Consider the following 14,834-nt stretch of genomic DNA (forward strand, 5'->3'; position numbering starts at 1 on the left):
ACCCCACCCCGCCCCGGATCCACGGAGGTTCCTTGCGCGCCCTTCCCGCCCTGCCCGACTGGCTGACGCACCCCCTGCGCGGGGTGCGGGCCCTGCGCGGCCCCGTGCCCTGGCCCGCGGTGCTGCGCGGAGCGCTCGGCGTGGGCCCGGTGGTGGCGGCGGGAGTGGCCACCGGCAACACGCCCGCCGGGGTGACCGCGGGCCTCGGCGCGATGTTCGCGCACATCAACGACCGCCCCGCCACCCGCCGCACCCGCACCGTGCGCATCGGGCTCCCGGCCCTCGCGGGCGCCTTCGGCCTCTTCATGGGAGCCTGGCTCGGCGCGCTCGGGCTCGGCCCGTGGATCGCCCTCGCGCTGGCCACCATCGGGCTCCTCTCCGGCGCTCTCAGCGCCGTCGGTCCTGTGTGCTCGGCGGCCGGAGTGCAGCTGATGGTGCTCGGCGTGGTCGGGGCCGGAATGCCACTGCCGGAACCCCCGCCGATGCGCGCGGCGATGCTGCTCGTCGGCGCCACCTGGGTCATCGTGATGGCCTCCCTGCTGCCCATGGTCCACCGGTTCCGCCCGGCGGCCGCCCCCGGGCCCGACGAACGCGGCGCGGTGGCCGCCGTGTACGACGCGCTCGGCGAGCTGATGACGGTCGTCGGCACCGAGGGTGCCCAGGCCGCGCGGCGCCGGCTGACCTCCGCGTACGACACCGCGTACGAAGCCCTCTACGCCCACCGCATCCCCTGGCAGCGCCCCGACGAGGAGGAACGGCGGCTGCGCGACCGGCTCGCGGTGGCCGGAGGCTTGAGCGAAGCGGTGCTGACCCTGCTGTGGGAGAACGAACCCCTGCCCGCCCGGGTCGCCCGCACCCCCGCTCAACTCGCCCGCTCGGTACGCACCGGACTGCCCCCGGGGCGCCTCCCCGCCCCCGAACCCAGCACCGCGGGCAGCATCGCCGTGCACCGGGCGGTCGTGCTCGCCGCCCGCGTCTTCGACGGCGAACCCGCGCCCCCGGTCGGCGCCGTCGGCCCGGGCCCCCGGCAGCGGCTGCGCCGGATGCTCGGCCCGGCCGGACGGGAGTACGCGGCCCGGGTCGCTCTGTGCGTCGGCGTGGCCACCGTGCTGGCGCGCCTGATGCCCAGCGACCACTGGTACTGGCTCCCGGCCACCGCCACCTTCCTGGTCAAGCCCGACATGGGCCCGCTGGTCTCGCGCGCCCTCTCCCGCGCCTTCGGCACGGCGCTGGGCGTGGCCGTCTTCGGCGTGCTCGCCACGCTGCTCGGCCCGATGACCGGAGTGCTCGGGCTGTGGCCGGTCGCGGTGGCGGCGGTGTGCGCGGCGCTCATCCCCGTCTCCGTACGCCACTTCGCGCTCCAGACCGCGGTGCTCACCCCGCTGCTGCTGTCCCTCGTCTACCTCGGCGGCGACACCGACCCCGGCTACACCAGGCTCACGGACACCCTGCTCGCCTGCGTGGTCGTGCTCGCCGCGGGCGCCCTGCCCGGGCTCGGCGGCCCGCGCGCCCAGGTGTCCGTCCGCCTCTCCCTCGCCGTCCGCGCCACCCGCGACCACCTGGACCGGGTGCTGACCGCCGAAGCGCCCTACGCCGAGCGGCTGCGGCTGCGCCGCGAGGCCTACCGCGCGCTGGCCGACGCGCGCCGCGCGGTGGAGGTGGCGAGCGCCGAACACCCGCCGTTCGGGCGGGACTTGGCGGCGTGGGCGCCGGTGGTCTCCGCGCTGGAGGAGATCGTGGACGCCGCCACGGCGTGCGGGGTCCGGCTCGACCAGGGCGCGCCGTACCCCGACGCGGAACTCACCGCCCGGCTGCGCGCGGGCCTGTCCGACCTCGCCGACGCGGTCGCCGCCCGCCGTCCTCCGACGGACCTGGTCCTGCCCGCGGGGGCGGCGGTGACGGACTGCGCGACCCTCGCGGACGTCACCGCCGGGCTGCGCAGGGCCCGCCGACTGGCCTCGCGCTAGGCACCGCGCCTGTGACACCGCTGTTACGGGAGGCGTGGCTTCCACCACAGCCGGTCGGGTCCGGACCTGGTGGGGTTGCCGGATGAGTACCTCCCCGCTCCGGAGACGGCAGGTGGCGCAGGCGTGATCGTGGGTCTCGGTATCTCCGCAACCTGTGCCCTCGGGGCGCTGATCGCACTGCTCGGGGTCGTCGCGATGGCGTTCCCGGGCCGCCCCGAGCCCTGGCCGGAGCATCTGATGCGGCGTGCCGCGGGGCTGGCCGCCTTCGCGGCGGCATCCATCTACTCCCTCGGGCTCTTCGGCGTTCTCGCGTCCGAGCAGGAGACCGGCAACGGCGCGGACTCAAGTCCCGCTCCGGCATGCCGTGACGGCTTCGCTGCGGACACGGTCCGGCACCTCTCCCACCACCGGTCCTCCTATCTGCCGCTGCGTTTCGACTGCGTCCGCGAGGACGGCACCACCTACGCCGGCGACACCGACTACGTGTGGATGAACTGGACGACCCTCTTGCTCCTGCTGTCCTGTGCGGTGCTGATCGTCGGCGCGGGCTATGTGTCCGAGTTCCGTGCCCGGAAGGGTGCCGGGCCTCGGCGCCACTGACTGTACCTACTAGTATGTACAGTCACCTGCCAGGCCCGACCGAAGGAGAACCGCCCGCCATGCCATTCGTCCGCATCGACGCGCTGAGGGCCGACGGCGAGCGGCTCGACGCGCTCGGCCGCGCCGTGCACGACGCCCTCACCGAGACGATCGGCTTCCCACCCGACGACCGGTTCCAGGTCCTGACCAGCCACGACGGCACCACCAGCACCCTGGCCTACGACGACTACCTCGGCGTGCCCCGCGACGACGGCATCGTGTACATCGCGATCACCATGCGCTCCGGGCGCAGCCCCGACCAGAAGCGGGCCCTGTACCGGCGGATCGCCGAACTCGCCCAGGAGTACGCGGGGACCGAGCCGCGCAACGTGTTCATCACCCTGACCGAGAACACGTCCATCGACTGGTCCTTCGGCTATGGAGCGGCCCAGTACGCGCCTTCGGACTGAGGGTCACGCCAGGGCGGCCGGGGCGGCCTTCGGGACGTTCCAGAAGTGGTGCATGGCGTACGAACGCCACGGCCGCCAGCCCTCGGAGTCCTCCAGGAACGCCCCGGCCCGGCTCGCCCCGGCCCGCACCGCGACATCCCCTTCCAGCAGGACGTCCGGGTCGCCCAGCGCCCGCATCCGGATGTAACCGGCCGTCCACGGACCGATGCCGCGCAGTGCCAGCAGCTCCTTCTCGGTCCGGTCGCGGTCGGCGCCGGTGTCGAGGCGCACCGCGCCGGTGGCGAGCGCGGCGGCCAGGGTGCGCAGGGTCGCGCGCCTGCTCTCCGGCATGCCGAGGTCCGTGAGCGGGCTGTCGGCGAGCGCGTCGGCGTCCGGGAAGAGGTGGGTGAGCCCCCCGCTGGGCTCCGCGAGGGGCGTTCCGTACGCGGCGACCAGCGCGTTGCCCAGCCGCTGCCCCGCGGCGACCGACACCTGCTGGCCGAGTACGGCGCGGACGGCCAGCTCATGCGCGTCGGCGGCGCCCGGCGAGCGCAGCCCGGGCCGGGCCGCGACCAGGGGCGCCAGCGTGGCGTCGGCGCCCAGCCGTTCGGCGACCGCGTACGGATCGGCGTCCAGGTCGAACAGGCGGCGGATGCGCTGGGTGGCGGTGGTCAGATCGCGCAGCTCGGTCAGATGCAGCCGGCACTCCAGCCACCCGTCGCCGGGGCGCTCGTCGACCTCCACGACACCGCTGCCGTGCGGCAGTCGCAGGCTGCGGCGATAGGTGCGCTCGCCCGGGTCGCCCACGACCTCCTCCACGCCGGTGAGGGCGCGACGGGCGAGATAGCCGAACACCTCAGCGGTGGCGTACGGGCCGCGGTAGGCGAGCCGCAGCGGCACCCCGGCCGAGGCGGACGCCTGCGCCCGGCGCCCCACCGGCCCGAACCGGGAGGCCCTGCCCGGGCGGGCGGCGCGCAGCTCGGTCGGGGTGGCGGCGTAGATCTCTCGGATGGTGTCGTTGAACTGCCGCACACTGGCGAACCCCGCCGCGAACGCGATCTCGGCGGCCTGAAGGTCGGTCGTCTGGAGCAGTATCCGCGCGGTGTGGGCCCGCTGGGCGCGGGCCAGCGCGACGGGCCCGGCGCCCAGCTCCGCGCCCAACTGCCGCTGCACCTGCCGGGCGCTGTACCCCAGCCGCGCCGCAAGCCCGGCCACCCCCTCGCGGTCGACCACGCCGTCCCCGATCATCCGCATCGCCCGCCCGACGGCGTCCGCCCGCGCGTTCCACTCGGCGGAGCCGGGCACCGCGTCGGGACGGCAGCGCCGACAGGCCCGGAACCCCCCGCCCTGCGCCGCGGCCGCGGTCGGGAAGAAGCGCACGTTCTTACGGTGGGGCGTGGTCGCCGGGCAGCTCGGGCGGCAGTAGATCCCGGTGGTGGCGACGGCGAAGAAGAACTCCCCGTCGAAGCGCGCATCACGGCTGCATACCGCCTCGTACATGCTGTCTTCGCTCATCACACCCCTACTGTGCGCCATCCCGGGGCGATGCGCTGGCGGAAAACGGACATGACGCTCAGCTCCTCCACAGGCAACCGGAAGCGGGCGCGAGTGTCGAGATGGCGCACCCTGTGCCGCACACTGGTGAGTCATGGAGCTCCAGATCACCGCGACCTCGCCCGAGCATCCGGCATCCCTCCTCGATCTGCCGTGGCACACACCGCTGGAGGAGTGGCCGGACGAGCATCTGGTCGCCCTGCCGCGCGGCATCTCCCGCCACGTCGTGCGGTTCGCGCAGGCGGGCGGCGAGGTGGTCGCCGTCAAGGAGGTCGGGGAGTGGGCAGCGGTGCGCGAGTACGGGCTGCTGCGCGACCTGGACCGGCTCGCCGTTCCGGCCGTGGACGCGCTCGCGATCGTCACGGGGCGGACCGACGGGGACGGTGAACCTCTGGAGCCGGTGCTGGTCACCCGCCATCTGGAGGGCTCGCTGCCGTACCGGTCGATGTTCGAGACGACCATGCGGCCCAGCACCATCAAGCGGCTGCTCGACGCGCTCGCCGTGCTGCTGGTGCGGCTGCACCTCGCCGGTTTCGCCTGGGGTGACTGCTCGCTGTCGAACACCCTCTTCCGGCGCGACGCGGGCGCGTACGCCGCGTATCTGGTGGACGCCGAGACCGGGCAGATCCAGCCGAAGCTCACCAGCGGGCAGCGGGAGTACGACGTGGAGGTGGCCCGGGTGAACATCGCCGGGGAGCTGATGGACCTGGAGGCCAGCGGCTCCCTGCACCCCTCGGTCGACCCGGTGCTGTTCGGCCAGGCCATCGAGGAGCGGTACACCGCGCTGTGGCACGAGCTGACCCGGCAGTCCGTCTATCCGGTGGCCAAGCGCCGCTACATCGACCGGCGGGTGCGGCGCCTGAACGACCTGGGCTTCGACGTGGCCGAGATGCAGATCGAGCGCTCACCGAACGGGGACACGGTCACCTTCCTGCCGAAGGTGGTCGACGCGGGCCACCACCAGCGCCAGCTGCTGCGGCTGACCGGTCTCGACGCGGAGGAGAACCAGGCCCGCAGCCTGCTGAACGACCTGGAGGCGTGGATGGCCACCCAGGACGACTACGCCCCCGGCGATCCGCTGGGCGCCCGCCCGGAGGTGCTGGCCCACCGCTGGGTGCGCGACAAGTTCCGGCCGACGGTGCGGGCCGTACCCCTGGAGCTGCGCGGCTCGGCGGACACCGCGCAGATCTACTACGAGGTGCTGGAACACCGCTGGCTGCTGGCCGAACGGTGCCAGGGCGACGTGGGCCTGGAGGCAGCCGCCGAGGACTACACCCGCAACGTCCTGGGTGGCGGCCGCCCGCCGGGGTGACCGGCGGGCGGAGAGGACGAGCCGTGTGCCGCGGTGCGGGTCAGGGCCGCAGCGCGGACAGGGTCTGCGAGATGGACGCGATGACCCGCGGCGCCTCGTTGTTCAGGTAGAAGTGGCCACCGGGGTACGTGTGCAGCTCGAACCCGCCGCTGGTGTGCTCGCCCCACTTGCGGGCCTCGTCGACCGTCGCCTTGGGGTCGCTGTCGCCCACGTGGACATGGATGGGCGTGGCGAGCTTGGGGCCCGGCGTGTAGCGATAGGTCTCCACGGCCTTGTAGTCGCTGCGGATCGCCGGCAGCACCATCCGCAGCAGCTCCTCGTCCCCGAGGACCTGCGAATCGGTGCCGCTGAGCGCCTGCATCTCGGCAATGAGACCGTCGTCGTCGCGCAGATGGACCGACTCGTCGCGGTGGGTGGACGGCGCGCGCCGCCCGGAGGCGAACAGCGTCACCGGCACCACGCCCTTCTGCTCCAGGCGCAGCGCCACCTCGAAGCCCAGCGTCGCGCCCATGCTGTGCCCGAAGAGCGCGAGCGGCTTGTCCGTGTACGGCAGCAGCTCGGGCACCAGCGCGTCGGCCAGTTCGCCGATGGTGCTGATGCACTCCTCGGTACGGCGGTCCTGTCGGCCCGGGTACTGGATGGCGAGTACGTCCACCGCCGGCGCGAGAGCCTTCGACACGGGGAAGTAGTAGGAGGCCGATCCGCCGGCGTGCGGCAGGCAGACGAGTCGCGTCGTCGCGTCCGGCGCGGGATGGAACTGCCTGATCCACAGACTGGTGCCGGTGGGGTTTGCGGTCACCTGACGTCCTTTCGTGCCCTGATTCTTACCATTGGTTCTTGCCGCTGGTTCGGCAGCGCGCGCTCGCGCGCACACTCGGATACAAGCCTGCCGGGTCCGCCCGAACGGCTACAACCCCTATTTTTCGGACGCGTTGATGAGGTGCTGCCCCTACAGCGGCACCCTTACGGCGGGTCTGCGGCCGGCCGCGCGCACCGTCAGGGCCGCCAGCGCCTCCGGTGCGCCCGCCTGCCCCCGGGCCCCCGGGAACGCGTTGATGTCCACGATCACCGGGCCGTCCGGCCCGCGCAGCACATCCACCCCGTACACCTCCAGCGCGAACACCGAACCCACCCGACGGACTAGATCCAGCCATCCGGGCGGCAGATCGTCCAGGGGCAGCGGCAGGGTCAGGCGGCCGTTTTTGCCGACCGACAGCTCGGAGGTGCGCAGCGCGGCGAACACCGTGTCCGCGACGACCCACAGCTTGTGGTCCCAGCCGTCGTTGGGGGTGAAGTGCTGGACCACCACGGGCTCGTCGGGCCATGCGGCGGCAAGCTCCGCCAGGCGTACGGGGTCGTCCACCCGGGCCACCAGATCGTGGCGGCGGCTGTGGCGGCTCTTGACGACCACGGGGTACCCGAGCCGCGCCGGGTCGAGCCGCCCGAGCGCGGACACCGTACGGGTTTCCGCGAACGGCAGCCCCGCCCGCAGCGCGAGCGCCGCCATCGCCGTCCGGTCCTGGCAGAGTTCCGTGGCCGCGGCGGAGTTCACCACCGCCGCGCCGCGCGCCTCCAGGGACCGGGCCAGCGCCAGCGCCCGCGGCGTACGCGCCTTCAGCAGGTAGACGTCGGACAGCTCGCCGGGGACGTCCGCGGCCTCCGGATCGACCGCGACCACCTCATGACGCGGCCTCAGCAGGGCCGCCGTGTCGGCGAGGAGCTGATGGTCCGGGTCGGCGGTGATGAGACCGACCCTCATCCGGCGCCTCCCACCGTCGCGGGCATCTGCACCGGCACCCGTACGGGAACGGGCACCGCGGCGGTGTCGTTCCCGGGGCCGGTGGCGCCCCGCCGGGCCAGCTCCAGCACCGCGCGCCCCACCCGGGCCGCCGCGTCCGGAACTTCCTTGAAGCTGGGGAAGTCGTTCACGTCGACGACCACCGGGCCGTGCGGCCCGAGCAGGATGTCCACCCCGTACAGGTCGAGTCCGTACACGGCGCCGACCTCGGCGGCGATCGCGGCCACTTCGGGGGACAGCGTGACCCGGCGCCCCCGTACGCCCCGGTCCGGTCCGAGCGGTGAGCCGCGCTCGGTCGCGTACAACTCGCCGCCGACGCAGTACACCTTGAGGTCGATGCCCGAGTTGGGCACATAGGGCTGGGCGATCAGCATGCCCTCGCGGGCCAGTTCGGGGCCGAGCGCCGCCAACTGGCCGGGCGACTCCACCCGCCGCACCGCCCGCCCCGAGCTGCCGTCCGCGGGCTTGACCACCAGCGGGAACTCCGATTCCGGCAGCTCCGCCAGCGCCTCGGGGCAGGCCGCCGCGTAGGTGGTCGGCACCGGCAGGCCGCGGCTGCGGCCGATCGCCGCCGCCAGCGCCTTGTCCCGCACCCCCCGGATGGACCGCGCGTCGTTGACGGTGGTGAGCCCGACCGCGGCCGCGGCCTCCAGCAGCGTCAGACCGGGCCCGCCGGACACGGTCTTGAGCACCCAGGCGTCATGGCTTCCGGCCCGTATCGCGTCGGATATCCGCAGCAGCGAGCGGCCGGGCCGCAGGACGTCCACCTGATGGCCCCAGGCGGTGAGCTGACGGATCACCTCTTGCGGCATTCCGTCATGGCGATAGCGCTCCTCCACCAGAAAGCAGAGTCTCATCGGTCTTCTTCCTCATCACCGGACACATCACCCGGGCTGCCGCCGAGCGGGTCCGGCAAGCCGTGGACCCTCAGGATGTCATCACGCGTTCTCCCGCCATTTCCTGCCCCACCCCGTTGGTCCGGCGACGGGCTCTGTTTATTCGGCTAAAGTTCCTTTATTGTCCTGAGCATGATGCTGACCAGGCGGGAGCGGGAAGTTCTCGCGCTGCTGCGCCGGGACCCCCTATCCGGGGCCCAGGCGATCGCCGACGCCCTCGGCACCACCCGGGCGGCGGTCAACGTCCATCTGTCCAACCTGGGCAAGAAGGGCGCCATCCTGGGGCGCGGCTACATCCTCCGCCAGGAGCACGCGGTGGTGGTCGTCGGCGGCGCCAACGTCGACGTCAAGGTGCGCAGCCTGGCGCCACTCGCGTACCGCACCAGCAATCCGGGCCACGCCCACACCAGCCCCGGCGGGGTGGCCCGCAACGTGGCGGAGAACCTGGCCCGGCTGGGCACCCCGACGCATCTCATCGCCGCCGTCGGCCAGGACCCGGCGGGCGAGCGGCTGCTGAGCGAGACCCAGGCCACCGGGGTGCGGATCGACCACGTCCACCGCGGTGCGCACCCCACCGGCACCTATACGGCGGTGCTGGACGCCGACGGCGAACTGGCCGTGGCCGTCGCCGACATGGCCGCCACGGACGGGCTCGGCCCCGAGCACCTCCAGCCCGCGCGTGAACTCATGGGCAACGCGAGCATGCTGGTGCTCGACGGCAACCTCTCCTCGTCGGCGCTGGCCTACGCGCTGGACATCGCGAGCGCCTCCGGGGTGCAGACGGTGGTCGACCCGGTGAGCGTGCCCAAGGCGGCGCTGCTCGCCCCGCTGCTCGCCGCCGGGCGCCCGGTCTTCGCCGTCACTCCGAACGTGGCCGAATTGGGCGCGCTCACCGGCCGCGACACCTTCCGCGACACCTTCCGCGACACCGGCGACGACCGCCGGGTCACCGAGGCCGTGGCCGTGCTGCACGAGCGCGGCGTCCAGTACGTGTGGGTGCGGCTCGGCGAGCGCGGCTCCCTGCTGAGCGGTGCCGAGGAGGGCGTCACCTTCCTGGACGCGCCGGCGGCCGTGGTCCAGGACGTGACCGGCGCCGGTGACGCGATGCTCGGCGCGTTCGTCCACGCCCTGCTCACCGGCGAGGGCCCCGTGGCCGCCGCCCGCTACGGCCACGCCGCCGCCGCGCTGACGGTGGCGACCACCGCCACCGTACGACCCGATCTGACCCCGCGCCTCGTCGAAGAAGCGCTCACCCCGCGCCTCGTCGAGGACGCAGCGACCGCCCCACCGCGGAGGACGACATGACCACTCCCCACCCCCGGCTGACCCTCAACCAGGAGGTCCGGGAGGCCCTGCGCGACGGACGGCCCGTGGTCGCGCTGGAGTCCACGATCATCAGCCACGGCATGCCGTATCCGCAGAACGTCGAGATGGCCACCGAGGTCGAGGCCATCATCCGCGCCGAGGGCGCGGTCCCGGCCACCATCGCCGTCCTCCACGGCACCCCGCGCATCGGACTGGACCGCACCGATCTGGAACTGCTCGCCACCGACCCCGACGTCGGCAAGGTCAGCGTGCGCGACCTGGCCCATGTCATGGCGCGCGGCGGCCACGGTGCGACCACCGTGGCGAGCACGATGCGGCTCGCCGCGCTCGCCGGGATCCGGGTCTTCGTCACCGGCGGCATCGGCGGGGTGCACCGCGGGGCGCAGCAGTCCTTCGACATCAGCGCGGACCTCACCGAGTTGTCCACCACCGCGGTGGCGGTCATCAGCGCGGGGGTGAAGAGCATCCTCGACATCGGTCTCACCCTGGAGACCCTGGAAACGCTGGGCGTTCCGGTGCTCACCTACGGCACCGACGACTTCCCCGCGTTCTACTCCCGGGTGAGCGGCTTCGCCTCGCCGCTGCGGGCCGACTCCCCGGAGGAGATCGCCGCCGTGATGCGCGCCCAGTGGGACCTGGGCCTCCCGGCCGGGCTGAGCATCGCCAACCCGGTCCCGGAGGCGGACGAGATCCCCGCCGAGCGGATCGACGGCATCATCGAGCAGGCCCTCGCCGAAATGGCGGAGGCGGGCATCGGCGGCAAGGACGCGACGCCCTATCTGCTGGGCCGCATCGTGGAGCTGACGAAGGGCGAGAGCCTGCGCACCAATATCGCGCTCGTCAAGAACAACGCCCGGCTCGGCGCGCGCATCGCCATCAACTACGCGGCGGCAGAGGCGGGTTGACCGCTACGGCCTTGAAGAAGGTGTAGTGGAAGGTGCCGTCCGCGGCCGCGGTCCGGTGCAGATCGGCGATGCCCCGGTCCCAGTCGCCGGCCGTGGACAGGCCCGCGGCCAGCGCGTCCTCCCGGACGGAGGCCACCATGGCGATGAACGTGTTGCGGGTGAAACTCTCGACCAGGCCCGGCCGGGTCCCATCGGCGTAGACGGTCCGCGGCCGGACCGTGACGTCGTGGAATCCGGCACGGGTCAGCAGCGGCTGCAACTCCCGTCCGATCAGGCCGTTTCCGCCCGCTTCGGACTGGAGCCGGTTCAGCACGCCGATCGCCGCCTGGCCGAAGGCGCTGTGCGGGTGGAAGAACGCCGAGCCATGGTCCCCCTCGATGACCGTGACGGTGCCGCCCGGCCGCAGCACCCGCCGCAGCGCGGTCAGCGCCTTCCGCGGGTCCGGCAGGTGTTCCAGCACGAAGCACACGAAGAGATGGTCGAAGGCGGCATCGGGGAACGGCAGATCGAACAGATCGGCCCGATGCCACGCGACATCGGCCCCGGGCACCTGGGCCGCCACCCGCGCGCGGGCCTGCGCGAGCGACGCATCGGAGACGTCGACCGCCACCAGCCGCGCCCCCGGGCTGTTCGCGGCCAGATGTACCGTCTGGGCGCCGACTCCGCACCCCACCTCCAGCACCCGGCTCCCCGGCGGATAGGCCGTGCCGGTGTGCAGCAACTCCGCCAGGACGTCGGCCTGATCGCCCAACCGCTGAGCCTCCCGATCCGAATATCCGTGGACATAGCCCTGGACATCACTCTGAACATCGCCGGTCGCCGTCATCCCGCGCCCCTCACCCGTGGTTCCCGCCATCACGTCGCACGCGTCGATCCTGGCGTCACAATGGTCCGATGGACAGGTCCAATGAAGGCGCCAACGACAGGTCCAAAGCGCCCGGCGCCGACTTCCTCCAGCTGGACCTCGGCGACGCGCCGCCCGGTGGGCTCGCCGACTGGCTGGCCCGGCGGCTCCGGCGCGCGATAGGGGACGGACGGCTCCCGGCCGGGAGCAGGCTTCCGGCCACCCGGGTGCTCGCCGCCGAGCTGCACGTGTCCCGGGGCGTGGTGACCGAGGCGTACCGGAGGCTCACCGAGGACGGACACGTCGCAGGTCGCGGCCGCGGCGGCACCGTCGTGGTCGCCGCTCCCGTGACGGCACGGGCGCCCGTACGGAAGCCCGCCCCCGCCGCGGCGCCGGGCGGCCCGTTCGCCACCGAGCCCGGCGCGGACGTGTTCGACGTGCTGCGCGCTGCCCCGGCCCGGATCGATCTGTCCCCCGGTGTCCCCGACCTCACCGCGTTCCCGCGCGCCGCGTGGCTGCGCGCCGAGCGCACCGTTCTCGCCGCCCTCACCGCCTCCGACTTCGGCTACGGCGACCCGCGCGGCACCCCGGCGCTACGGCTCGCCATCGCCCACTGGCTGGCCCGCAACCGCGGGATCAGGGCCGAGCCCGACGAGATCGTGGTCGTCGCGGGCACCACCCAGGCCCTCGCGCTGCTCGGGCAGGTGCTCGGCGACGACGGCATCCGCGCGATCGCCGTGGAGGACCCCGGATCGCTCGGGGTCCGGCAGCACCTGCGCCACACGGGGCTGGACACCCCGCCGGTCCCGGTCGACGCCGACGGGATCGGGGTCGACGCGCTGCGCGCCCAGGGCGCGCCCGCCGTCCTGGTCACCCCGGCCCACCAGTTCCCCACCGGCGTGGTGCTCGGCGGCCACCGGCGCCGAGAGCTGACGCGCTGGGCCGACGCGGGCGGGCTCATCGTGGAGGACGACTACGACGCCGAGCACCGCTACGACCGGCCCCCGGTCCCGGCCGTGCGCTCGATGCTGCCGGAACGGGTCGCGTATGTCGGAAGCGTGTCCAAGCTGCTGGCCCCCGCCCTGCGCATCGGCTGGATGATCCCGCCGCCCCCGTACCGCGACGCCATCGTCGAGGCCAAGCGCTACGCCGACCTCGGCAACGCCGCACTGCCCCAACTGGTGCTCGCGCACCTGATGGAGTCAGGGGCGATGGAACGTCAGCTGCGACTGCTGCGCACCCGCCACCGCCGCCGCCGGGACGCGATGATCGACGCGGTGCGCACCCGGCTGCCGGACGCGACGGTGCACGGCGCCGCGGCGGGACTGCATCTGATGGTCACCTTCGACGCCGGGTTCGCCGACACCGACCTCGCCGCCGCCGCGCTCGCCCGCGGAGTGAAGGCACAGCCCCTGTCCTGGCACGGTCAGCTCCCGCACCCGCCCGGCCTGGTCCTGGGCTACGCCGCCCGCACGGTCACGGAGATCGCCGAAGGCGTGGCGGTCCTCGGCGACGCACTGCGCACCCTGTCCTGAGGCAGACCGCCGGACGACGACGTTCCGGGTGCGGGGCGCGGCGGCACGCCGATACGCTGCGGGCGGGCCGGACGGCGCAGGGGGCGCCGCACGCCCGGGGGGTGTGCCATGGGCGCGACGAACCACCGGCCCGCACCGGCGCCCGCGCCTTTCGCCGCCGTCCCGGTCCTCGCCGTCGCCGCCACCGTCGCCGCGGTGCTGACCGCGCTCTCCGGGCGCTACGGCTACCACCGTGACGAGCTGTACTTCCTGGCCGCCGGAGACCACCCGGCCCGGGGGTACGTGGACCAGCCCCCGCTGACCCCGCTGCTCGCCAGGGCGGCCACCGCCTTCTTCGGCGACAGCCCGGCCGGGCTGCGCGTGCCCGCCACCCTCGGCTGCGCCGCCGTCGTCGTCCTGGTCGCCGCCCTGGCCCGGGAGCTGGGCGGGGGCCGCGCGGCCCAGCTGCTGGCGGCATGCTGCGCGGCCGCCTCGGGCATCGTCCTGGGCACCGGGCACATGGTCTCCACGACCACCTTCGACCTGCTCTTCTGGGTGCTGATCTGTCTGCTGGTGCTGCGGGCGCTGCGCACCGGGGACGGTCGGTGGTGGCTCGCGGTCGGAGCCGTCGCCGGAATCGGCCTGCTGAACAAGTACCTGGTGGTGCTGCTGATCGCCGTCCTTCTGGCGGCCGTGCTCGCGACCGGGCCGCGACGGACGCTGCGCGACGGCCGGCTGCTGGCGGGCGCCGCCGTCGCGACGGCCGTCGCCCTGCCGAACGTGTGGTGGCAGGCCCAACACGGCTGGCCGCAGCTGACGGTGGCCGAGGGGATCAGCTCCGACGACGGTGCCGAGAACCGGCTGATGTTCGTCCCGCAGCAGATCGTCTATCTCTCCCCGCTGTTCGTCCCCGTCTGGATCGTGGGCTGGCGGCGGCTGCGGCGCGACCCCGCGCTGCGGCCGGCCCGCGCCATGGCCCTCGCGTACCCGCTGCTGTGCGTGGTGGTGCTGCTGACCGGCGGCAAACCGTATTACGCGCTCCCGCTGCTCCTCGTCCTGCTGGCGGCGGGCTGCGAGCCGGTGGCCCGGTGGATGACCCGGACCGCCCGGGTGGCGGTGGTGGCGGCGGCCGTCGCCGTCTCGGCCGCCATGAGCGCAGTGGTGTCCCTTCCCCTGCTGCCGCCCGGCGCGCTGTCCGTGGTGAACGCGGTCAACCGGGAGCAGGGCGAACAGATCGGCTGGCCCGCCCTGGTGGACGCCGTCGAGACCGGCTGGGCCCGCATCCCCGCCGCGCGGCGCGACCGCGCCGTGATCTTCACCGAGAACTACGGCCAGGCGGGCGCCCTCACCCGCTACGGTCCGGGCCGCGGGCTGCCCCGCCCGTACTCCGGCCATATGAGCTACGCCGACTGGGGCCCGCCCCCGGGCTCCGCCGACGGCCCGGTGCTGCTGGTCCACCAGGACGGGAACGACCGCCTCACCCGCCACTTCACCGGCTGCCGCCCGGTGGCCCGGGTCGACAACCACCTCGGCGTGGACAACGAGGAACAGCACGCGGCGGTCGTGCTGTGCACGGGCACCACCCGCCCCTGGCCCGAACTCTGGCCCAGGCTGCGCCACTTCTACTGATGGGCGCTGATGGGCCCTGATGCGTACTGACGCGTACTGATGCGTGCCGACGCGTGCTGAC

Annotated in this window: 13 protein-coding genes; 8 read left to right on the top strand and 5 right to left on the bottom strand. The window is 73.7% G+C overall.

Going from position 1 to position 14,834, the window contains the following annotated elements; all coding sequences use genetic code 11:
- Positions 1-32 precede the first annotated feature (32 nt).
- From LCH29_RS03800 to LCH29_RS03810, 3 genes are all read left to right on the top strand, one after another.
- Positions 33-1,967 (top strand): FUSC family protein, encoded by a 1,935-nt coding sequence (locus LCH29_RS03800; protein WP_446460236.1) that lies wholly within the window; start codon positions 33-35, stop codon positions 1,965-1,967.
- Positions 1,968-2,090: 123 nt separating this feature from the next.
- Positions 2,091-2,567 (top strand): hypothetical protein, encoded by a 477-nt coding sequence (locus tag LCH29_RS03805; RefSeq protein WP_446460237.1) that lies wholly within the window; start codon positions 2,091-2,093, stop codon positions 2,565-2,567.
- 59 nt (positions 2,568-2,626) lie between these two features.
- Positions 2,627-3,016 (top strand): tautomerase family protein, encoded by a 390-nt coding sequence (locus tag LCH29_RS03810; protein WP_446460238.1) that lies wholly within the window; start codon positions 2,627-2,629, stop codon positions 3,014-3,016.
- 3 nt (positions 3,017-3,019) lie between these two features.
- Here the strand turns inward: LCH29_RS03810 and LCH29_RS03815 are convergent, their stop codons facing one another.
- Complete coding sequence (locus tag LCH29_RS03815) at positions 3,020-4,510, bottom strand: AlkA N-terminal domain-containing protein (RefSeq protein ID WP_446460239.1); 1,491 nt, start codon at positions 4,508-4,510, stop codon at positions 3,020-3,022.
- 133 nt (positions 4,511-4,643) lie between these two features.
- Here LCH29_RS03815 and LCH29_RS03820 point away from each other — a divergent pair, with 133 nt between their 5' ends.
- Positions 4,644-5,861, top strand: coding sequence for a DUF4032 domain-containing protein (locus LCH29_RS03820; RefSeq protein WP_446460240.1), 1,218 nt, complete (start codon positions 4,644-4,646; stop codon positions 5,859-5,861).
- Positions 5,862-5,901: 40 nt separating this feature from the next.
- Here LCH29_RS03820 and LCH29_RS03825 read toward each other — a convergent pair whose 3' ends face one another.
- The 3 genes from LCH29_RS03825 to LCH29_RS03835 form a co-directional block, all read right to left on the bottom strand.
- The gene (locus LCH29_RS03825) at positions 5,902-6,660 is read right to left on the bottom strand and encodes a thioesterase II family protein (RefSeq protein WP_446460241.1); all 759 of its coding nucleotides are present in this window, start codon (positions 6,658-6,660) and stop codon (positions 5,902-5,904) included.
- 150 nt (positions 6,661-6,810) lie between these two features.
- On the bottom strand, positions 6,811-7,620 hold the full coding sequence (locus LCH29_RS03830) for an ATP-grasp domain-containing protein (protein WP_446460242.1): 810 nt from the start codon (positions 7,618-7,620) through the stop codon (positions 6,811-6,813).
- Complete coding sequence (locus LCH29_RS03835) at positions 7,617-8,516, bottom strand: ATP-grasp domain-containing protein (protein ID WP_446460243.1); 900 nt, start codon at positions 8,514-8,516, stop codon at positions 7,617-7,619. Before LCH29_RS03835 ends, LCH29_RS03830 begins: the two co-directional genes overlap by 4 nt.
- A gap of 171 nt (positions 8,517-8,687) precedes the next feature.
- Between LCH29_RS03835 and LCH29_RS03840 the strand changes: the two genes are divergently transcribed.
- Together LCH29_RS03840 and LCH29_RS03845 are read left to right on the top strand one after the other, a co-directional pair.
- Complete coding sequence (locus LCH29_RS03840) at positions 8,688-9,860, top strand: PfkB family carbohydrate kinase (protein WP_446460244.1); 1,173 nt, start codon at positions 8,688-8,690, stop codon at positions 9,858-9,860.
- Entirely contained in the window at positions 9,857-10,786 is a 930-nt protein-coding gene (locus LCH29_RS03845) for a pseudouridine-5'-phosphate glycosidase (protein WP_446460245.1), read from the top strand. The genes LCH29_RS03840 and LCH29_RS03845 overlap by 4 nt, the downstream gene beginning before the upstream one ends.
- Here the strand turns inward: LCH29_RS03845 and LCH29_RS03850 are convergent.
- Positions 10,758-11,537: a methyltransferase domain-containing protein gene (locus LCH29_RS03850; protein ID WP_446460246.1), complete on the bottom strand. Its 780-nt coding sequence runs from the start codon at positions 11,535-11,537 to the stop codon at positions 10,758-10,760. The two genes, LCH29_RS03845 and LCH29_RS03850, sit on opposite strands and share 29 nt — an antisense overlap.
- A 143-nt stretch (positions 11,538-11,680) precedes the next feature.
- Here LCH29_RS03850 and pdxR point away from each other — a divergent pair, with 143 nt between their 5' ends.
- Together pdxR and LCH29_RS03860 are read left to right on the top strand one after the other, a co-directional pair.
- Positions 11,681-13,165 carry a MocR-like pyridoxine biosynthesis transcription factor PdxR gene (gene pdxR, locus LCH29_RS03855; protein WP_446460247.1) on the top strand — a complete coding sequence of 495 codons (1,485 nt, stop codon included), beginning with the start codon at positions 11,681-11,683 and terminating at the stop codon, positions 13,163-13,165.
- 108 nt (positions 13,166-13,273) lie between these two features.
- Positions 13,274-14,773 carry a glycosyltransferase family 39 protein gene (locus LCH29_RS03860; RefSeq protein ID WP_446460248.1) on the top strand — a complete coding sequence of 500 codons (1,500 nt, stop codon included), beginning with the start codon at positions 13,274-13,276 and terminating at the stop codon, positions 14,771-14,773.
- The last annotated feature ends 61 nt before the right edge of the window (positions 14,774-14,834 follow it).

This window comes from Streptomyces sp. BRA346 (assembly GCF_052851135.1).